The organism is Campylobacter sp. RM5004 (genome assembly GCF_022369455.1).
Taxonomy (GTDB): Bacteria; Campylobacterota; Campylobacteria; order Campylobacterales; family Campylobacteraceae; genus Campylobacter_E.
In genome coordinates, this window is record NZ_CP059599.1 from 495,936 (window position 1) to 517,476 (window position 21,541).

At 28.0% G+C, this 21,541-nt stretch carries 15 protein-coding genes; 11 read left to right on the forward strand and 4 right to left on the reverse strand.

What is annotated here, in order from left to right; translation table 11 throughout:
- The first annotated feature begins 27 nt into the window (after positions 1-27).
- Positions 28-834: a pyruvate, water dikinase regulatory protein gene (locus AVANS_RS02515; RefSeq protein WP_239818085.1), complete on the forward strand. Its 807-nt coding sequence runs from the start codon at positions 28-30 to the stop codon at positions 832-834.
- Positions 835-907: 73 nt separating this feature from the next.
- On the opposite strand, the gene AVANS_RS02520 is transcribed toward AVANS_RS02515, so the two are convergent.
- Entirely contained in the window at positions 908-1,573 is a 666-nt protein-coding gene (locus AVANS_RS02520; RefSeq protein WP_239818086.1) for an HAD family hydrolase, read from the reverse strand.
- Positions 1,574-1,686: 113 nt separating this feature from the next.
- Here AVANS_RS02520 and AVANS_RS02525 point away from each other — a divergent pair, with 113 nt between their 5' ends.
- The 8 genes from AVANS_RS02525 to AVANS_RS02560 all read left to right on the forward strand — a co-directional run bounded on the left by AVANS_RS02525 (position 1,687) and on the right by AVANS_RS02560 (position 9,981).
- A complete protein-coding gene (locus AVANS_RS02525) occupies positions 1,687-2,085 on the forward strand; it encodes a MarR family transcriptional regulator (RefSeq protein ID WP_239818087.1) in 399 nt (132 codons plus the stop codon).
- A 9-nt stretch (positions 2,086-2,094) separates the two neighbouring features.
- Positions 2,095-3,345: an MFS transporter gene (locus AVANS_RS02530; RefSeq protein ID WP_239818088.1), complete on the forward strand. Its 1,251-nt coding sequence runs from the start codon at positions 2,095-2,097 to the stop codon at positions 3,343-3,345.
- Positions 3,346-3,353: 8 nt separating this feature from the next.
- Positions 3,354-4,097 (forward strand): 3-oxoacyl-ACP reductase FabG, encoded by a 744-nt coding sequence (gene fabG / locus AVANS_RS02535; protein ID WP_239818089.1) that lies wholly within the window; start codon positions 3,354-3,356, stop codon positions 4,095-4,097.
- 55 nt (positions 4,098-4,152) lie between these two features.
- The gene (gene acpP / locus AVANS_RS02540) at positions 4,153-4,386 is read left to right on the forward strand and encodes an acyl carrier protein (protein ID WP_239818090.1); all 234 of its coding nucleotides are present in this window, start codon (positions 4,153-4,155) and stop codon (positions 4,384-4,386) included.
- Between the two features lie 9 nt (positions 4,387-4,395).
- Complete coding sequence (locus AVANS_RS02545; RefSeq protein WP_239818091.1) at positions 4,396-5,649, forward strand: beta-ketoacyl-ACP synthase II; 1,254 nt, start codon at positions 4,396-4,398, stop codon at positions 5,647-5,649.
- Positions 5,650-5,654: 5 nt separating this feature from the next.
- The gene (locus AVANS_RS02550; RefSeq protein ID WP_239818092.1) at positions 5,655-6,590 is read left to right on the forward strand and encodes an acetyl-CoA carboxylase carboxyltransferase subunit alpha; all 936 of its coding nucleotides are present in this window, start codon (positions 5,655-5,657) and stop codon (positions 6,588-6,590) included.
- A gap of 43 nt (positions 6,591-6,633) precedes the next feature.
- On the forward strand, positions 6,634-7,527 hold the full coding sequence (hemH, locus tag AVANS_RS02555) for a ferrochelatase (protein ID WP_239818093.1): 894 nt from the start codon (positions 6,634-6,636) through the stop codon (positions 7,525-7,527).
- 771 nt (positions 7,528-8,298) lie between these two features.
- A complete protein-coding gene (locus AVANS_RS02560) occupies positions 8,299-9,981 on the forward strand; it encodes a methyl-accepting chemotaxis protein (RefSeq protein ID WP_239818094.1) in 1,683 nt (560 codons plus the stop codon).
- A 1,238-nt stretch (positions 9,982-11,219) separates the two neighbouring features.
- Here the strand turns inward: AVANS_RS02560 and AVANS_RS02565 are convergent.
- The 3 genes from AVANS_RS02565 to AVANS_RS02575 form a co-directional block, all read right to left on the reverse strand.
- Complete coding sequence (locus tag AVANS_RS02565) at positions 11,220-12,833, reverse strand: SulP family inorganic anion transporter (protein WP_239818095.1); 1,614 nt, start codon at positions 12,831-12,833, stop codon at positions 11,220-11,222.
- 62 nt (positions 12,834-12,895) lie between these two features.
- Entirely contained in the window at positions 12,896-16,201 is a 3,306-nt protein-coding gene (locus AVANS_RS02570; protein ID WP_239818096.1) for a hypothetical protein, read from the reverse strand.
- A 192-nt stretch (positions 16,202-16,393) separates the two neighbouring features.
- Positions 16,394-17,140, reverse strand: coding sequence for a DUF5718 family protein (locus tag AVANS_RS02575; protein ID WP_239818097.1), 747 nt, complete (start codon positions 17,138-17,140; stop codon positions 16,394-16,396).
- Positions 17,141-17,228: 88 nt separating this feature from the next.
- On the opposite strand from AVANS_RS02575, the gene AVANS_RS02580 reads away from it, so the two are divergent.
- Positions 17,229-20,759 (forward strand): hypothetical protein, encoded by a 3,531-nt coding sequence (locus AVANS_RS02580; protein ID WP_239818098.1) that lies wholly within the window; start codon positions 17,229-17,231, stop codon positions 20,757-20,759.
- Positions 20,695-21,297, forward strand: coding sequence for a hypothetical protein (locus AVANS_RS02585; protein WP_239818099.1), 603 nt, complete (start codon positions 20,695-20,697; stop codon positions 21,295-21,297). The genes AVANS_RS02580 and AVANS_RS02585 overlap by 65 nt, the downstream gene beginning before the upstream one ends.
- The last annotated feature ends 244 nt before the right edge of the window (positions 21,298-21,541 follow it).

Sequence of the window (21,541 nt, forward strand, 5' to 3'; positions counted from 1 at the left end):
TTTATTTTAACAAGTAAGGATAAGCTAATGATAAAAAAGAAAATTGTATTTTTTATAAGTGATGGCACGGGAATTACGGCTGAGACTTTTGCGCATTCGGTTTTAGCTCAATTTGAAGAAGAATACGAATTCGTTCAGATTAGAGAGCCTTTTATTAATACAGAAGAAAAAGCTTTAAAAGTAGCCGAAAAAATAAATGAATTAGCAATTAATGATATTCCTTTGGCATTTAGCACTTTAATAAATGAAAATATCGCAAAACATATTAAAAACTCAAATTGTGTTTTTATAGATTTATTAGAGCCTTTTGTTAGCTTAATTTCAAATAAATTAAATGTAAAACCTAGCATTAGATATGGCTTATCGCATTCAAGTAATAAAAACTATCAAAATAGAATTGAAGCTATTAATTTTACTCTTGAGCATGATGATGGACAATTTGTATATGCCTTAGATAATGCTCAAATTATTTTAATAGGCGTTTCAAGGTCGGCAAAAACGCCAACTAGCCTTTATCTTGCTATGCAATATGGAATTAAGGTTGCAAATTATCCATTAACTCCTGATGATTTTAAGGCTTGTGCTTTGCCTAGTGCTTTGCTTCCTTATAAGCATAAATTATTTGGGCTTAGTATTGATGCTTATCGCTTAAGCGAGATTAGAAACGAAAGAATGCCTAATTCAAATTATTCAAGCTTAATTAATTGTAAAAATGAAGTTAAAAACGCAGAATTTTTAATGAGAATAAACAATATTCCTTTTTTAAATATCACAAATAAAAGTATAGAAGAAGTTACGACAACTTTGCTTGATATTTTTGATATACATAATTAAAGGCAAATGTTTAAAGTATTTTCCTAATTCAAATTCTTTAAAAAAATCTTGGAATTTGAATTAGGAATTAGGATTATTTTAAAATATCTTGAACGCATTCAAGTGGGGTTTTAAATATTTTATCGCAGCTTTGCTTAAGTGTATTCATATCTGTATATTCAAATAAAGTTACATAAGCATTCACCCCAGCAGCCTTAGCAGCTTCAGTATCATTTAGTGTATCTCCTATCATATAGATTTTACTAAAATCAAATTCTTTTTTAAGCTCACTAATTTCAAGCATTTCAGAGCCTTTTAAGCGGCTAAGAGCTTTATATATTGGCTCAGGATTTGGCTTACAATATTTAACTTCATCTCCGCCTACAACAACGCTAAAATCATCAAACATATCAAAATCTTTTAAAATTTCTTTAGCAAAATAAACAGATTTTGTAGTAACTAATCCTACTTTTGCATGTTTGCTAGCTAGTTTTACAGCTTCTTTTGCACCTTCTAAAAGACTTGTTCCATCTTTATAATAAAGCTTATAATTTTGTCTATATAATTTAACAATATCAGTTACCTTATCTTTTGAAACTCCAATTGTTTCAAACATTCCTTCAGTAGACATTCCTATTAAAGACTTAATATACTCATCGCTTAATTTAAAATCATAGCTTTCTAAAGCCTTTCTAAGACTTGTGATAATAGGTTGAGTTGAGTCAATTAAAGTTCCATCTAAATCAAAAAATATAATCATTTTACTTCCTTTTTTATTTTAAGCTTAGCAAATTAAAGCTAATTGTATTGACAAATTAAAAAAGAAAATATAAAATCTCACTTAATTGACTTTATCAACCATTAGGAATATTTATGTTTTTTAAGAAAATCACTTATGCAAACAGAAAAATAGTAAGTAAATTAAATGAAATTTTAAAGCCATTTAATGTAAATGCAACTGATTGGAGAGTATTTGCTTATCTTAGTTCTACTAAGAGTGCAAGTCTTAGTGAAATTTGTGAGTTTTATCAAATGGATAAAGCACTTGTTTCAAGGGTTTGCAAAAAACTTGAAAACCTTGAATATATTGAGTATTCAAGCTCAAGCGATAAAAGAGAAAAGATAATTTCACTTAGTTTAAAAGGCAAAGAATTATATTTTGATGCACATTTATTAATAAGCGAATATGAAAAGCAAGTTAGCATGGATTTAGATTATGCTGAATTTGGAATGTTTATAAATATACTTGATAAAATCAATAAAAAATTATAAGGAGTTTTCATGGGATTATCCAAAAAGTATAATATTTGGAACAAGAACTTTATTTGTGTTTTTATTATCAATTTTGTAATTTGTTTAGTATTTTACATAAGCACCGTTGCAAGCACTGATTTTGCTAAAAGTGTTCTTAATTCTAGCACTTCAATGGCAGGACTTGCAAATGGTATTTTCGTAATTGGAGCTTTGCTTTCAAGGCTTTATTTTGGCTCAATTATTGATAATATAAACATAAAAAAAGTTATGATTATAAGCACATTGCTTTATTTTATACCTAATTTATATTATTTGTTTTTATCAACTAATATTGAATTAATAGTAGCTAGATTTTTTGCAGGGATTTTTTATGGGATTTGCTCTTGTGCTTGCGGGGCTGCGGTTGCAAGACTTGTGCCTAGCAATAAAAGAGGTGTTGGAATAGGTTATTATGCAATTAGCGTGGTATTAAGCTCAGCAATAGGTCCATTTTTAGCTGTTTATTTGGTTGGTTTAAATAAGTTTGATTTATGTTTTATTATATCTTTATCTACTATATTTTTAGCCTTAATTTCAAGTATATTAATAAAGGTAAAGCGTTTTAAAAAGCATAATATTCATAATGTTAAAAAATCTTTTTCTATATTTAATTATATTGAAAAATCAGTTTTAGGTGTAGCTTATGTTGTGTTTTGCTTAGGTTTTACTTATGGTGCGATATTAGCTTTTATAAGTTCATATTCAAAAGAGCTTGACTTAATCAAGGCTGGTTCGGTATTTTTTATTATTTATGCTTGTGTTTCGGTATTTTCAAGACCGATTTCAGGAAAAGTATTTGATAAAATCGGTGCAAATTATGTAATAGTTCCATCTTTATTGTTTTTTGTTGCAAGTTTTGCGATATTAGCTTATGTTAATAATCCTTTTATGATGTATTTATCGGCTATTTTTTGTGCTTTAGGATATGGAAATGCAACTTCAAGCCTTCAATCACTTGCAATAAAATTAGCACCTAAGAAGAAATTGGGTCTTGCTAATTCAACCTTTTTTATAGCCTTAGATGTTGGTATGGGAGTAAGTCCATATTTATTAGGTTTAATTGAGCCAAAATACGGACATTCAAACATTTATATGATTTGTGCTTTAATTATTTTGTTTTCTTTAATATTGTATTATGCTCTAGTCATTAGAAAATCAAAGAATTTTCAAAAAGATTTAAAAGATTATGAAGATAATTTTTTAGAAAAAAATCATTCAGAAATTATTATTAAAGATTAGGAGAAAATATGCAATTTAGTGGAAAAAACGTATTAATTACAGGTGCATCAAAAGGAATTGGTGCTGAAATTGCTAGAGTTTTAGCTGGTTTTGGTCTAAAAGTATGGATAAACTATCGCTCAAAACCAGAACTTGCAGAGAATTTAAAATCGGAAATTGAACAAAACGGCGGTAAAGCTGCGATTATTTGTTTTGATGCAAGTGATGACGCTGCATTTAGTGATGCTATAAAAACAATTGTTGATTGCGATGGAGAATTAAGCTATTTAGTAAATAACGCAGGAATTACTAAAGATAAATTAGTATTAAGAATGAGCGAAGAAGACTTTAACGATGTTATTAAAGCTAATTTAAACTCAACTTTTATAGGTTGTAAAGAAGCGTTTAAAGTAATGAGTAAAAAACGCTTTGGCTCGGTTGTAAATATTAGCTCAGTTGTTGGTGAAATGGGTAATGCAGGTCAAGTAAATTACTCAGCTAGTAAAGGTGGCGTTATTGCTATGACAAAATCTTATGCAAAAGAATGTGCTAGTAGAAACATTCGCTTTAATGCAATTACTCCAGGCTTTATTGAAAGCGATATGACTGATGTTTTAAGCGATGAAATCAAGCAAACTTATTATAAGGCAATTCCACTTGCAAGATTTGGAAAACCTAGCGAAGTTGCAAATGCAGTAGCGTTTTTATTAAGTGATTATTCAAGCTATATAACAGGCGAGATTTTAAAGGTTAATGGCGGAATGTATGTGTAATTTATTTACACTTTTTTGTAAGAATACTTGTTTAATTTTATTTTAGGAGAAAACAATGTCTATTTTTGAAGATGTTAAAAAAGTTATCGTAGAAGAGTTAGGAGCTGATGAAGCTAGCATTACACCTGATGCAAAAATTATTGAAGATTTAGGTGCTGATTCACTTGACGTAGTTGAATTAATTATGGCTTTAGAAGAGAAATTTGATATTTCAATTCCTGATGAAGATGGTCAAAAAATCGCAACAGTTGATGATATCGTAAAATATATTGAAGCAAAAAAACAATAAGGATTTAAATTGAGAAGAGTAGTTGTAACTGGCATTGGTATGATAAATGCCCTTGGGCTTGATAAAGAAAGTTCGTTTAAGGCGATTTGTGATGGAAAAAGCGGTGTTGGAGAAATTACTCTTTTTGATACTAGCGATTCTAGTGTAAAAATTGCCGCAGAAGTAAAAGGATTTGATCCTTTAACAGTTTTAAATGCAAAAGATGTAAAAAAAGCTGATAGATTTATACAATTAGGTCTGCACGCAGCAAAAGAAGCTATAAATGATGCTAAATTTAATATGGTTGATGGCGTTATAAATGATATTGACTTAGATGAATTTGGAGTAGTTAGTGCTGCAGGTATTGGTGGATTACCTAATATTGAGAAGAATTCTAATGTATGTTTGCAAAAGGGCGCAAGCAGAATTTCGCCTTTTTTCATACCTTCAGCTCTAGTGAATATGCTAGGGGGAATGGCGTCTATTGAGTATAAATTAAAAGGTCCTAATTTATCTTGTGTAACTGCATGTGCTGCAGGAACTCATGCTTTAGGAGAGGCTTATAAGACAATCGTTTGTAACCAAGCTAAAAAAATGCTAGTAATTGGTGCAGAATCAGCTATTTGTCCAGTTGGAATTGGCGGTTTTGCTTCTATGAAAGCATTATCAACTAAAAATGATACACCAGAGAGTGCAAGTAGCCCATTTGATGCTAGTAGAGATGGCTTTGTTATGGGAGAAGGTGCGGCTGCTTTAGTTTTAGAAGAGTATGAAGATGCTATCAAAAGAGGTGCTACAATTTATGCTGAGCTTATAGGATTTGGTGAGAGTGCAGATGCAAATCATATAACTTCACCAGCATTAGATGGTCCATTAAGAGCTATGAAAAAAGCATTGTGTATGGCAAAAGGTTTTGAGTGTGGAAAAGATAAAATCAAAATTGATTATATCAACGCTCACGGAACTTCAACTCCTGCAAATGATAAAAATGAAACAGCAGCTATGAAAGAACTATTTAAAGATGATATGCCTTTAGTAAGTTCAACAAAAGGACAAACAGGACATTGTTTAGGTGCAGCTGGTGCGATTGAAGCAGTAATTTGTCTAATGGCTATGAGAGATGGAATAATTCCTCCAACAATTAATTACAAAAATCCTGATCCTGATTGCGATTTAGACTATGTTCCAAATGTAGCTAGAAAATGTGAGATTAAAACTGCAATGAGTAACTCATTTGGTTTTGGTGGAACAAATGCATCGGTAATTTTTAGAAAATTGGATTAATAAAAATGGCAGCTTATTTAGATTTTGAAAAAAACATTCAGCAACTTGATGAAGATATAGTAAATGCTAATATAAAAGGCGATATAGAAGCAGTTAAAATTCTTAAAAAGAATTTAGAAAAGGAATTAACTAAAACTTATAAGAATTTAAGTGATTTTCAGAAATTACAATTAGCTAGACATCCAGATCGCCCTTATTCTCTTGATTATGTTAGAATTTTATTAAAAAATGCTCATGAATTGCATGGCGATAGAGCTTTCAGAGATGATCCTGCGATAGTTTGTTATGCAGGATATATCGGAGAGCAAAAAGTAATGCTTATCGGAGAGCAAAAAGGTCGTGGAACTAAGTATAAACTTCACAGAAACTTTGGTATGCCACATCCTGAAGGATATCGTAAGGTTTTAAGATTTGCTAGAATGGCTGAGAAATTTAGAATTCCTATCGTATTTTTAGTAGATACTCCAGGTGCATATCCTGGTGTAGGTGCTGAAGAAAGAGGACAAAGCGAAGCAATTGCTACAAATCTTTATGAATTAAGTGCATTAAAAACTATAATAATTTCAATAGTTATAGGAGAAGGTGGAAGTGGTGGAGCTTTAGCTTTAGGTGTTGCCGATAAACTTGCAATGCTTAAAAACTCAGTATTTTCGGTAATTTCTCCTGAAGGTTGTGCAGCTATTTTATGGAATGACCCAAGCAAGAGTGAAGCTGCAACAAAAGCTATGAAAATTAGTGCAGATGATTTATTAGAGCAAGGCTTGATTGATGATATTATTGAAGAAGGAATTGCTCATAGAAATAAAGAACAAACAGCAAATAATATTCAAAACTATATCTTAGAAAAAATTGAAGAGCTAAAGCTATTAAATGTAGATGAGTTAGTTGCAAAGAGAATGCAAAAAATCTTAAAGCTAGGTTCTTATAGCGAAGATAAATGATTTTATTCAAGCAAATTAGCTTGAATAAAATTAGGAATTAATAATGAAATATGTATTTTTACTTAATATGGGTGGAGTAAATCAGCTTAGTGAGTGTGATGTATTTTTAAAAAATATGTTTAACGACCCAAATATCTTAGGTATTAAATCAAAATTACTTAGAAGTTTTGTTGCTTTTATGATAAGAAAATCTCGTATAAAGCAAATGAAAGAAAATTATAAAAAAATCGGCGAAAAAAGTCCGCTTACTCAAATCCAAAAATCTCTTTGTGATAAATTAAACACAATGCAAAACGAATTTAAATTTGATTTTATTTCTACTTATGTTCCGCCTTTTGCAAGTGAAGTTTTAGCAAAATATGATTTTAAAGAAGATGATGAGATTATATTATTTCCTTTGTATCCACATCATTCTATAACTACTACAACTTCTTCTTTGCAAGATTTTTATAAACATTTTAAACGAAAAGACAAGGTAAAAGAAGTTAAGTATTTTTATGAAGATAAAGCTTATAATGATATTTTAATAAATGAAATTAATAAGCAAAAACAAGCAGATATTTTGATAATTTCAGCACATTCTTTACCTATAAAGACTATTAAAAATGGTGATTTATATGAAGAGCATATTAAGGCACACTTTGAGATTTTAAAAAATCATTTTAAAGATAAATTTAAAGAAATTAGACTTGCATATCAATCAAAACTAGGCCCTGTAAAATGGCTTGAACCTGCTTTAAGCGATGAATTAAACACACTAGATAATAAAAGTGTTTTGATATTTCCTTTATCGTTTTGTATTGATTGCTCTGAAACCGTGCTTGAGCTTGATATAGAATATAGGCATCAATATAAGGGTGAATATGCTGTATGTAAATGCCCTAATGATAGTGATGAATTTGCCGAATATATTTTAAATAAAGTTAGAAGTATTTAAGGCAAATAATTTAGCTATTTTATTTGCTATTGTGTTTTAGCAATTTAAATTACTGAAGTTACTTTCGGCTCTTTAGGTTTACTTTACTTACTTTACTTACTTTACTTACTTTACTTACTTTACTTACTTGGGTTACTTGGGTTACTTGGGTTACTTGGGTTACTTGGGTTACTTGGGTTACTTGGGTTACTTGGGTTACTTGGGTTACTTGGGTTACTTGGGTTACTTGGGTTACTTGGGTTACTTGGGTTACTTGGGTTACTTGGGTTACTTGGGTTACTTGGGTTACTTGGGTTACTTGGGTTACTTGGGTTACTTGTAGTAATGATAATGATTATAAATACATAAAATATTTAACTCTTATAAGAAATATAAATATTTTTAATCTTTATTTTTAATAACAAATGCCTATTTTCTACACAAGCAAAGTCTACAAACATTATAAAATCAAGTAATAAAAACCCATAAAAGTAATTTAAAATAATTCATAATACAAAAATTTCAAGTCATAAAATATTTTAATTTCCGAATTCAAATTCTTTATCAATTTAACTTTTTTAATACTACATATTAAAATCCTAATTTAGCTATATATTAATAATTTTAGAGATTTTAATTATAAAAATATTATATATTTTAAATTTTTTAAAAATTATTTTAATTAATAATTAAGACTTATTAAAGTTTATTTAGTTAGTATTGAACTTTATTTTAACTCTCTTGCTTCAATAATACTAGTTCAATGGGGGGGGGTATTATCTCGGAGGGAAAATGAAGATTACTACACGAATTATCTTATCTGTTTTAGTTGGCTTAGTGCTTTTATGTTCTAGTATTATTATTTTGAACTTAAATTCAATGGAAAAAATCAATACATTTTCAAACGAAAGTTTAAATAAAATATCACTAGAAGATGCGAAAAAAACTGCTATTTCTGCTGTAAGTCTTACCATATCTATGTCAAGCGAAATTTATACAGATTTTGCAAAAGATGGCTATGATATTAATGAATACGAAAGAAGTATGAAGATATTTTTATCAAATATTGACTTACAAAACAAGACAGTTAATTTTCTAATCACAAACTCAAAAGGCGATTTTATATCACATTATCATAAGGAAAAAGTAGGCAAAAATTATTTTTATGATAAAGATGTTGATGGCAAGTATTATTTACAAGAAATCATAAATAATGCAAAAAACGGTGGATTTACTCAATTTGCATTTAAAGATGAAGTAAGTAATAAAATAAGGCACATCGTAACTTATTCTAAAAAAGATCCGCATATAGATTTTATTTATGTTAGTGTTGTTGATTTAGACCAAGCTGAAGAAGATATTAAAGAAATAGATAGAGCAATGGATGAAATCATTTCTAATACAAGTATGAAAACCATAGGTTTTAGCGTGATTTTATCTATCATAATATTAACTATTATTACTTTTGTAATCTATAAATATGTAAGCTTACCATTAAAATTACTTACCGATAAATCAAAAGAATTAAGCGTAGGTGATGGCGATTTAACCAAAAAGCTAGAAGAAAAAGGTAATGATGAAATAGCACAAGCTAGTAAGGCTATAAATCTATTTATAGATAAAGTTAGAGAATTAATAATTCAAGCAAAAGAAATCTCAAACGAAAACGCATCAATTTCAAACGAATTAGGCTTTACAAGTATGCAAACAGGCAAAAGAGCAGAAGAGGGCTCAGAAGTTGTAATGGGCGTTGTTAAAAAAGGAGAAAGCTTTAAAAAACAATTAGAGCAAGGCATAGAGCAAGCAAATAGAGGTAAAAGTGAGCTAACAAATGCTACAAGCTTAATTGAAGATATGAGAAAGAATATTGAAGAGCTTGGAAAAAGCATTGATTTATCTTCATCGGTTGAAGATGAACTTGCTCATAGAATGAATAATCTAAGCAAAGAAGCTGATAATGTAAAAAGTATTTTAGAAATCATAAACGATATTGCAGACCAAACAAACCTTTTAGCTTTAAATGCAGCGATTGAAGCAGCTCGTGCAGGTGAACATGGGCGTGGATTTGCCGTAGTTGCTGATGAAGTTAGAAATCTTGCTGAAAGAACGCAAAGAAGTTTAAGTGAGATAAATGCAACAATAAGCGTTATAGTTCAAGAGATAAAAGATGCAAGCGAACAAATGAATAACAATTCTAAGCAAATGCAAGGCTTAACAGAAATAGCAAGAACTTCGCAAGATAAAATGAATGATATGAGCGATGTTATGAGAAGTGTTATTTCTGATAGTGAATTAATAGTGCAAAATTATATAGATGGCACAGAAGAGATAAATAAAATTATTTCAAGCGTTGATTTGATTAGCCAATCTTCTAACGAGAACTTAAGAAGTGTTGAAGAGATTTCAGGTGCTGCAACACATTTAAGTGATATGACTGAAAAGCTAAATAAAAAGCTTAATGAATTTAAGGCTTAAAATCTTGGAATTTGAATTAGGAATTTACTAATTCAAATTCTTTTTTTATTTCTTTAAAACCCAAAATAAATTGAGTTTGAAATTCTTATTTTAAATTCTTTAAAAGTTTAAGCAAAATTATTGATAATTATTATATTCTAGGAACAACCCAACCAAACTTTACTAAATCTTCCAAACCCAAAAAACTCCAAGCAAGAATTTAAAGTTTAAAAATAAAAGAATTTAAATTTGGAATTTAAAACAATATTTAGACCTTATATAAATTAAAAATCAAATTCTAATTTCATAATTTTTTTATTTTTAATAATTAAACATAGGCTTTTAATACTTTTATATTTATGATTTTTAACTCTAACACTTTCTTATTTAAGGCTAGGTTGGAGTGGTTGGAGTGGTTGGAGTGGTTTATTCCGAGCTTATAATGATTATCAATAGTTTTTGTTTAAACTTTTAAAGAATTTGAAATAGGAATTAGCTTTTAACTTTATTTTTAGCACTAATAAGACTATTTAAAACTAATCAAAATGATTAATTTTAAAAAATAATGCGAGTGTATTTGCCTAGTTTTCTGTTTTATAAGCCCTAAATATTGTTTTTAAATTCTTAATTTAAATTCTTTGAAATTTTGAATAAAAATATTGATAATAATTATAGTCTTGGAACAAACTTTATAAGATTTAGAAAAGAAGAAATATAAAAGTATTAAAAATAAAAGAATTTGAAATAGGAATTAGAATTGTAATTTAAGCATTCGTAAGAATATTTTAAAATTAATCAAAATGATTAATTTTAAAATAATGAGAGTGAAGTTTTAATTAGTTTTTTAATTTAGGTATTTAAAGCTAAATGTAATTTTAGTTTGGATTTTACTTAGGTTGTTTGTAAAACAAAAATTATTATGAAACTAAAATTAAACTTTTAATTCGTGCAGAATCTAAAAATATTTTCAAATTCCTAATTCAAATTCTTTAAAAGTTTAAGCAAAAATTATTGATAATTATTATAGGTTTGGAACAAACTTTACAATAGCTAGAAAAGAAGAAATATAAAAGTATTAAAAATAAAAGAATTTGAAATAGGAATTAGAATTATAATTAAAGCATTCGTAAGACTATTTTTAAAACTAATCAAAAAAAATAATGTGAGTTTAGTTAGATTTTTGTTTTGTATTAAAGTAAAACAAGTTTTGAAATTCCTATTTCAAATTCTTTAATAAAATTAGAACCTAAGTCCTAATTTTATTTAATAGTCATCTCAACGCTCCAGTAGAAGTTCTCTTCGCCTACTGTATCAACAATTCCACTTCTTTTCATAATCTCTTTAACATCAGGCGAAACCCCTGCTATGAATACTGGGATTTTTCTTTTTTGAATTGTTTGTATAACTTCTAAGAACGCGCTAGCTCCTGAAATATCCATATAAGATGTTCCACGCATTGAAAAAATAATAGCTGTTTTATAGTTTAATCTACTTGTAAGCTCTAAAATCTTTTCTGTATTTGCAAAGATTATTGCACCCATTATATAAATTACTTCAGCTTGTTTTATACGCTTAGGAAATGGCGAGTTTAAATCGGTGAATTTCTCGCTATCAAAATAATCATATCTAATTCTAAGGTTTGAAATCTGCACTACCAAAAGCATTAATGATAAAATCACACCTATTAAAATCGCTATTGTTAAATCAAATACAATTGTAGCAAACATAGTTACAAAAAATTGCATTAAAGCACTTGTAAATCTTTTTTTAAAAAAATACCTAATAGTATGCCACTCATTCATTCTAAAAGCAGTGATAAACAAAACACCAGCTAATGCACTTAGCGGAATTTTACTCATAATAGGAGCTAAAACTAGCATAGAAATTAGTAGAATTATTGCATGAAACATACCTGTAAGCCTTGTAACTGCGCCCGATTTAATAGCCACACTTGTTCTAGCTATTGCAGCAGTTGCAGGAACGCCACCGCAAAAAGGCACTATTAAATTGCCTAAACCTTGAGCTATTAATTCTCTATCGCATTTAAGCCTAATTCCAACCATTCTACCACCACTTGCACCACACAATAAGCTTTCAATCATACCAAGCAAAGCAATACTAATTGCAGGAGTTATAAGTCCTTTAATATGCAAAATATCAAAATCACTAAAGCTAAATCTATTTTCTAAAAATATATTTGTAGGAATACTTCCTATACGCTCTATATCAAGTGAAAAAATAACGCTTATAATTGTTGCTAAAATTATTGCAATTAATGATGCAGGGGCGTATTTTTGATATTTTTTAGGATAAAATATCATAAATAAAACCACAAAAATACACAAGCAAATTGAAATTATATTAGGATTAAAATCGCTATTAAAATAGTTTATAACTCTTTCTAATGTTGTTGTGCCACTTGATTTAACACCCAAAAAATTATCAATTTGACCCAAGGCAATAACAACAGCAATTCCTGAAGTAAAACCCGTAATAACAGGCATAGGAATAAAGGCAATCACACGCCCAAAGTGAAATAAGCCTGCAATTATTAAAAACATTCCTGCAATCATAGTAGCAATAAACACTCCGTTTAGTCCATATTGAGTTGATATGCTAATTAAAATCGCAGCCATTGCTCCTGTTGGCCCTGAGATTTGATAAAACGCACCACCAAATAACGATATAACAAATCCAGCAATAATAGCAGTAATTAGTCCTGATGCAGCACTTGCTCCACTACTAACCCCAAAAGCTAGTGCGAGTGGCAAGGCAACTGCTGCAACGGTTGCGCCTGCCATTAAATCTTGAAAAAATTTTGTTTTGTTATAGCCTAAAAACTCTTGCTTTAAATCACTAAAATAGCTATTCATAGGAAGTCCTTGAACTTGTATAATTAATAAATATTGTAGCAAAATAAAGAGCTTTTAGCTCCTTATTTTACAAACTCAATAGTAAAAGTGCTATTGCAATTATATTCTCCACCTATACATCTAATAGTATCTTTTACATACTGAATGTTTTTGTCTAAAGATACTTTTACAGTTCCATCTGCTTGATTTTGAATTAAGAAATTATAATCGCTTATTAAATTATTAGCATCTAAGCCAGGAATTGTTTTGCTACTTCCTTCTACATAGCATGGTTTAATATGACAATTTTTACTTGAAAAATCCATAGTATTTACATAATTAAACTCATCATAATTATTGCCTTTATTTAAATAATGTAATCTTACATGTTCTTTTGTAAGTATTGCACTGCTTGAGCCTTCTACTTTAATATCTTTAAAAATAGGATTTGCATATACAAAGTTAATTCCTTTGTTATCATATCCTAGGCTAGAAGTTCCTAGATTAGCTACACTCTTATTATTTGATTTTATTTCAATTTCTTTTAGAGTAAACATAGGATTTAATTTAGTGTAAGTTAGTTTAATAGGTATTTCATACATATTTTCTTCACTCTCAGCAATTTTGCTATTTTTGCTAGCTTGACTTATGCTTGAATAAGTTAGTTTATTATTATTAACTCCAACGATATTTAATTTTTCATAATTTCTTATAGCTTCTTTACTGATTAAATCCTTAGTAGTTGCATTAGAATTTGCATCTAAATAGTTTTTAGACCTATCCAAAACAATCTTAAATGCAGAATTTAGCTCGTTTTTATTGATATTTACAATAATTTTATTTGTATCTTTTGTAATGCTTGCATTACTTATTCTATTATAACTAGGCGTATTTAGCGTAGTATTAAAGTCATTCATATCAATACTTGCATCATCAAAAGTAGGATTTATTTCAATACTTAAATCATTATCATAATATTTTGCTACTTGATGATTATTAGCACTTGAGTTTAACTTAGGATACAAACTATAAGCAAAATCAGAGCTAGTTTTATTGCTTGTAATTACTGCTGATTGTCTTCCGTCTTTGTCAATATTATCTTTTAATATTATTTTAGTATTTACTCCTGTTGGAATAACTTTGATTTCATCTTTCATAGGAGTTTGACAAGCTATCATACCTGCTACTCTTTTGTTTGCTTCGTTTTTGCTAAGGTAGGTAGTATCTCTACAAATATCACTTGCTTTATAGCCTTTGCTTTCTACTAAGTGTTTTATATGCTCATCTTTAAAAATAATATAGCCAATATTACCTGTATCAAAAGGAATTATCGCTTGAGCTCTTGTGATATTATCGCCATTTTTCAATATCAATGGATTTGAAAAGCTTACCTTTCTATCATCTAATGGCAAATCAAAACTATATCCATGTCCATAATCAACCTTAAATTTATACTCACTTATATATAAAGAAGAATTATCTAATAATTCATCAGTTGTTACATGTATATTAAAATCGCAATTATTAGTAGAGAATACATCGCAAGCTTTTTGATAGCTTTCAAAATATTCAGGTCTTACTATAATAGGTCTATGAGTTAATTCAGTTCCTATGTTGTTTATGCTGCCTTGTGAAGAATAAAATCTAAGTTTAAATTCTCTTCTTGATTTATCTTTAGAAGCTGCGTTTATTTTGTCAAAATTAATAAGAGCGTTATTAAACTTAAAAAATACTTCATTTTGCCTACTAGTTTCGTTTGGGTCGCAAGTTGAAAGCCCTTTGTTCTTTAGCTCGGTGCATAAATCTTTGTAAGTTAAATAGCCGTTATTTATCTGGCTTAATGATGTTTGTTTAGTCATTTTTTTATACTTACAATTGCTATCGTTAAAATTATCGCAATTATATTGAATATAGTATGAAAAATCACTTCTATTTCCTATATCTAAAGAAATTAAAGCATTATTACTTGCTACAAAAGGATCTTTTTTAGACTTATAAGCATTGCCTGATATTTTATTAAAATCAAGCTTTAAATATACATTTTCATCATTCATATAAGCATAAATTGTATTAGCATTTTTTGGTTCTTCAAAAGTTATTTTATCATTGATAAAACTATTTTCTTTAGAAATAAATGCACTTGTTATATCAGCTTTTTGATTTTCTAAACAATCAACCCCATTAGGATTTCCTTTTTGAATTGCAAAGAATTTAAAAGGAAGACTTGGTTTATGAGTATAATCTTTTGTTTTTGACTCAGGGGTTGTTGGTGCTGATACTTTGTCCCAGTTTGTATCGCCTGTGCAGGTTTTGTTATTTTTAAAATAATCATACCATTTAGGATCGTTTTTACAAATACTAGCATCTTCTCCTTGATATACATCATAGATTGTGAAAGTTTGAGTTCCATTGATTTGTATTCTTTTTACATCAATTTCATATAAAATATCTTGCTTACAATTCTTAACGGTTTTAATCGCAAAGGTAGCAGTTGAGTTATCTATATTGTAATCTTCTCTAGTATTTGTGATAAGCTCAGGTGCGTGTTTTACAGTATCAAGTAGGTTTCTATTTTTGTTTTTATATTTTTTTACTATATCTTCATTTAAATAAGTAAAACCATAATTAAAGTCATTTTTTAAATCACTTTCATTATTTACCTTATGTAATTTTGGACTTGTTGAATAATTAAATTCTCCATTTTTTACATAAGCTTTTATATTTACGAAATTTTTCCAATTATCTACTAGGTTAAATCTTAATCTATTTGCTTCTCTCCAACCCCATACATAATAATGTTTTCCTAAACCACGATTATCACTATCTCCTGCATAGCTAAATCCATCATGATTGTATGCAACTGGCTTAAAAGTATCATAAGCATAATTAATGATGTTTCCGTGAATACCAAATTTATTCATTCTAGCTGACCAAGCGCTAGGCTTGCTTACATTAGGAATTAATTGCGTATTATCTTTTAGTAAGTGCATTTCAAAATAAATATTTTCATCATTTAAAATAGAAATACCTTCATTATTTTTAATAACATTTCCAAAAACTAATTCACTTCCATTTACCGTAGTTTTTTCGTTTTGATTTTTTATTGGTTTATAGAATGTATTGCTGCAAAATGGATTATTTAACTTTTCTTGTCTTGCAGTGCCATAGGTAACTTCACTCATAGTGCAACTATTATATTTACCACTACCTGCACGATAAATTGGCTTTAAGCAAAAATCTCCTTCTTCTTTATAACCATTATTGCATTGTCCTGATTTTTCTTGATAAGCGAAAAATGCTTTAACTGCTGCACTTTGTGCGAAAGTATGTGGTGCTTCTGCATAGACATATCCTATACACAAAACAGCACAAATTGAATGCTTTAGCATAACAAATCCTCCTTTTTTTTATCATTAACTTTTGATTTTGTTAAAACTATGTAATTTAAATTATTAAAAAATTATGTTTATCTTTTATTTTGCTATATTACAAGCTAATAGCAATTATTTGATATTTTAAAGATAGTTTTAGAGAAATTACTGCGTATTTTGTATTTTTATATTAAAAATCGTAAGAAATAATTATCTTACGATTTGTTTTAGGGTTGAGCCTGAATTAAATATATCATCTTTATTTGTAACGCTTACATAAATTTCATCACCTGATTTTAAATAGTGTTTTTCTCCAAAAGGAGTGTAAGATAAAGCACCTAAGCAAATTAATATATTTTCAGGTTTATTCGCAATTAATGGTTTAATATTTTCAAGTGTTGCGATATCGGTTTGATTATTAATAGTTTCTATAAGCCAAGAGATTAGAGTATCTGAGTAATAAAAATAGTTTTTTATATAATCTTCATTTGCGTATTTTATTAATTCATTATTTCTTTTTAAATAGCAATGTATTTTGTATTCATTTAATTCTTCAAGATTATTTAAAGCAATTAAATTTCCTATACCTTTGCTTGCATTTGAGAAGTTTTTCTTTAAAGAAATTTTTTCTTCATTCACTCTTTTGCTTGCATCATTAAAGGCTGCGAAATATTGTGGTTTTAAAGAGCTTAATTCATTATCTTTATAACTAGCTTTAAAAATAACACATAATTCAGGTTCTATTTGAACAAAATCTCCATCTAAAATAAGTTCATTTTCGCTAATACAAAATCTTCTTAAAAATTCCTTTTTACTATCCTTTGAATAAAAAGGAAAAACTCCTTTTGGTGCAAAATCACTTGTATTTAATTCACAAAAATCTTTTGCTTCATTAGCTTGATTTAAATGGTTTGGTACATTACCAACTACGCCTAGACATAAACATTCTTTTAACATTAATCTTCCTTTAAGATGAAATATTTTTATCATTTTACATTAATTGATTAGATTAATGTAAAATTACAGAATTTTTTAAGGAGAAATAATGAAAAAAGGAATAATTTTATCCCTTCTTACAATTAATATATTGTATGCAAGTGAAAATAAAACTAGCGTAGAAACATATGGATTGTATTTTGGAAATTTAGGTCAAGCTAAAGAAGATGCAAATTATTATGGAAGATGGAATGCCTTATTAGGATGTCTTCACAATAGAGGCGGTAGTGATGCTATTGGATTTGCTGATTGTGCTGAATTAAGTCAAATATATGGAGATAATAAATCAAGTTATAGAATAGATCCTGTAAGATTTAGAGATAATATATGGTGTATGGAAAGTTCTAATAGTGATTTAGGAACAAGCAAAATCCCAAGTGCAAATGAATTTGAAAAAGATATTTTTAACAATGGTAATGTTTATAATTTTAGAAATAGTGTTAATTTAAACTACAATACAAGTGTTTATAAATATAAAGATGGTGAATATCAAGAATCATATAAAAATTTAAAAGCTAGCACTACCGGAAGACTTATAGCATTAGCTTCTTCAAAAAGTCCTTTTAGTTTTTATTTAACAAACAATTTCTCAGGTCATAATGGAGATTTTGGAAGATTTGTAAATAATTATGTAGGTCTTTTAAACGGAAAAATGCGTCATGATTATATAAGTAAAACAGATATAGAAAGGCAACATTGGAAATTAACTTCAATTTATGAAGGTTGGCTTACAAATTTAACTAGCTCAAGACCTTTAGGATGTGATGCTAGTAGATATACAGGGTGTAATGCTATTAAATCTTATAAAGGAACAGGGTTTGTAAATGGTAAGCCAGATGGTTGTGGGATAAGCGATTGGAATCAACTTCATTCAATAGAAAGATATGTTAGATTTTATTATGATTTAGAAAATTATGGTTGCACTATTAGACCGGTTGATTATTTGGATTCAGAAGGTGTAGATGTTGTTTATGCTAGTAGCGGGCCTTTATATGCAGGAATTATTACTGATGATAAAAGAGTTTTATACTATCGCTCTTATGCAAATGCAACAGGTGGGCAGCCAAAAATAGACCAATTGCGTATAGGAAAAGCTAGAAATTTTAATCTTGATAGAGTTATTGGAAGAAATGAGACTTGTAGGCAAGCAATAGAAGAAATGACTGTTAAGAATATTTCTACTTATGGAACAAGAGATTTAGGTAAATCATCTGATTTTTTATTTTTTAATAATAATAATTTAGAGAATGGAACTTATTTTAACAAGGATTTATTTATAAGCCAAGGTATAGGCAAGTGTTATTTTACAAATCTTCAATATTATGATAGAAAGAATAGCGATAACACATTTACTGCATTTCCAGCAATTACAGCTCATAAGTTTTTATGGGGAGATCACGATAGATTTTTACAAAACTATTTAAAAGACGATGGAAAATATGCGATAGCTAATTATTCTATTGATAGAAAAAATATTTATAAAAGCGATAAACCTGGAAGTGAAACCAGTATTTTTTCATTACACACAAGACCTACAAGCTTTAAAGGAGCTGATGAAAACAGATATGGCAATACAAAAGATGGTAGATTAGAAGCTAAATATAATTTAATTTTTTATCCTGATGCGAATGATTCAAAAATGAGCTTAATTGATGAACAATTACAATCATTAAAATATAAAGTTGAAAACCTACCTTCGCATTTAAAAGATATAAATGAGTTTGATAAAGTAAGCTCACTTACATTTGATGTAAATAATAATGCTCAGCTAATATTTATGAATGATAGTGAAAAATTAGACCCTAATAGATTAAGTTATGCAAACAAACAAGAGTGTAATGTAGAAGATAAAAAAGGTTGTGAAAATATGAGTTTTAAATTTGAAAATTTCAAATATAAAATTTATAAACTAGAAAAAACCGACGGACATTATAAAATAGTTGGCGAAGAACCTGAAAAAACAGGGACTTATACTACTAATTATATGGCATTTAGGGTTGATGAAAATTTATTAAACACAATCGGTTATCAAAATAAAGATTCTATTTTATTAGAAGTAACTATAAATAATGGAAAATATGATGATAATAGACCATTTTTTGAATTAGATTCAAGCACTATTGTTAAAGCTAAAAAAGCAGGTAAATTTTATGCAATTATTAGTGATATAAAATTTGATGATAGTGCTTTAGGCTGGGGTTCTATTTGGGATAAGAGTGATGCTAAAAAACTACCTAAAATGAATGATAGTAATACAGGATATGATCCAAGTTCAGCAAATACAAGAATAGCAGCAAATCCAGTGTATTTGGGTATTTATAATAATTCTAAGCTTAAGTTAGATAATTTTGATAATTTTATTACTTTTGAAGTTAAAGACAATAATGGTAATTTAGTAAAAGGTAAAAGCATATCTTTTTATGAATTAGGAACAAATATTGTTAATGTTAGTAATGAAAATAAAGACTTATTAACAAATCCTATTTTTAAACCGACTAATAATATTAATTCATATCCGTTTTATAATGGAGTTTTAAAGATTGATAATTTAGAAGTTGGTAAATATGAGGTTTGCTATAACATTTATAGTAAAAGACAAATACAAGAAGAAATAAATAAAAATGCAAACAATAAAGACTCAAAAGCTCTTGTAGATTTGCCAAGAAAAGCTAGTGGTTGCACTAATAAATTTAGTATAAGACCAGCGTTTATTGAGTATTCAACAAAGACTAATTTCGTAGCAGGAGAAAATGCTTTAAGCGGTGGTAAATTAACCGAGTTTAATGTGAGTTTAAAAGATAGCTCTAAAAAAGACATTAATACAAATGAAAATTTCGCAATTACTAAAACAGATTTAATTGTAGAAAATAGTAAGCTTAATAAATATATTTTTGATTTAAATAACAAAAATCGTAGCGCTATTTCTAGTACTAATCCACAAGCTATAAATAAGAAAGGCGATAATTCTTATATTATTAATGATGTATATGTTAATTTTCCTTTATCAACTGAAGCAAAATTACAAATGTATGAAGGTGCATTTACAAAAGATGATAGTTTAGGTGGTTTTTGCAATAGTGGCTCAGCAAATAACGCAATAGGTTCAGATGGTAAAATAGGTTGCTTAATTACTAGTGAAAATCCTATCACATTAAATTTCTCTAGTACAAGAAATTATGTGTTAAAAGATGCAATAATAAATAATGCTTATACAAATACAAAAGTATTCTTCAAAAGTGAAATAGGCGATCAAAATAGCTTAAAAATACCTTTTGTTTTAAACAATCAAGGTATAAATAATCCTGCAAGCTTACCTTATGTATATCATAAATTTAATGATAATTTAGAGCTAGAATATGATTTAAATTTTGATAATGAAGATGATGCTGCTAGAAATAGATATTTAGTAAATATTGATGAGGTTTATACTGATAGTAGTTATTTAGTAAATGTTGCTAAAAAGAATATTAAAGTTACTAAAGTTATTTTAAGTAAAGATAAGTTAAATCAAGAATTTGATAAAAAAATTAGAAGAGCTATACAACGAAACAAGAACTACAAATATAAATGGCGTTATTGAAAAATACGGAGCAAAACCTGATAAGATTTCAGTAGATTTAGAATTAGCTTATTCAAGATATAAAAAGACTTTAGATAATAAAACTCTTGATAATAGTTTGGTTACTAAGCCAGATGTTGCAGAGTTTTCTTTATTAAGAAGTTCAAGCATAGGAGAAGTTGGCAAAACTAAGTTTAATCCTAATGACGATTATTCTTTTATTTATACAGGAGTAACCTATAAAGATAGTAAGATTCAAAATTCTAATACAATTACTTTAAAATCAAGCGATTTAGAATTATTTTATCTAAACAAAAAAGCTTCAAAAGTTAAATTTACTCCAGAAACTCCAACTTATAAAAAGAGTGCAAAAGACATTATAGATGAGCTAAAATTTATAGGAGATTATGGTTCTAGTTTTGCTAATAAAAAAGGAGATTTAGAAGTTACATTAAATCCTAGCCATTCTAATAAACAATATGTAAAAGAAATAGTAAATATTTCAAATACAAGCGATTTAAGTGGTTCATCATTTAGTATTGAATTTGCGAATAAATAATCTAAAAACAATGAAATAGGAAAATATATTCCTATTTCATAATTTAACTATTCAACAAAACAAAAAATCAAATTCCTATTTCAAATTCCACGATTTTTTCAAAGAATTTGAAATAGGAATTTGGATTTTAATTTCATAATGCTTTTGTTACAAATAAAAACATTTTCATAATTAATCTTAAAAATTATTATTAAATTAAGCTTTATTCATTAATATTTCTTTTTATTTTCAAAAAAGGTTATTT

Bases quoted from the DNA above. Each gene is read 5' to 3' on its own strand.
- AVANS_RS02530 (WP_239818088.1), top strand. From the start codon at position 2,095: ATGGGATTATCCAAAAAGTATAATATTTGGAACAAGAACTTTATTTGT.
- AVANS_RS02520 (WP_239818086.1), bottom strand. From the start codon at position 1,573: ATGATTATATTTTTTGATTTAGATGGAACTTTAATTGACTCAACTCAA.
- AVANS_RS02560 (WP_239818094.1), top strand. From the start codon at position 8,299: ATGAAGATTACTACACGAATTATCTTATCTGTTTTAGTTGGCTTAGTG.
- AVANS_RS02580 (WP_239818098.1), top strand. From the start codon at position 17,229: ATGAAAAAAGGAATAATTTTATCCCTTCTTACAATTAATATATTGTAT.
- AVANS_RS02575 (WP_239818097.1), bottom strand. From the start codon at position 17,140: ATGTTAAAAGAATGTTTATGTCTAGGCGTAGTTGGTAATGTACCAAAC.
- hemH (WP_239818093.1), top strand. From the start codon at position 6,634: ATGAAATATGTATTTTTACTTAATATGGGTGGAGTAAATCAGCTTAGT.
- AVANS_RS02525 (WP_239818087.1), top strand. From the start codon at position 1,687: ATGTTTTTTAAGAAAATCACTTATGCAAACAGAAAAATAGTAAGTAAA.
- AVANS_RS02550 (WP_239818092.1), top strand. From the start codon at position 5,655: ATGGCAGCTTATTTAGATTTTGAAAAAAACATTCAGCAACTTGATGAA.
- fabG (WP_239818089.1), top strand. From the start codon at position 3,354: ATGCAATTTAGTGGAAAAAACGTATTAATTACAGGTGCATCAAAAGGA.
- AVANS_RS02565 (WP_239818095.1), bottom strand. From the start codon at position 12,833: ATGAATAGCTATTTTAGTGATTTAAAGCAAGAGTTTTTAGGCTATAAC.
- AVANS_RS02515 (WP_239818085.1), top strand. From the start codon at position 28: ATGATAAAAAAGAAAATTGTATTTTTTATAAGTGATGGCACGGGAATT.
- AVANS_RS02570 (WP_239818096.1), bottom strand. From the start codon at position 16,201: ATGCTAAAGCATTCAATTTGTGCTGTTTTGTGTATAGGATATGTCTAT.
- acpP (WP_239818090.1), top strand. From the start codon at position 4,153: ATGTCTATTTTTGAAGATGTTAAAAAAGTTATCGTAGAAGAGTTAGGA.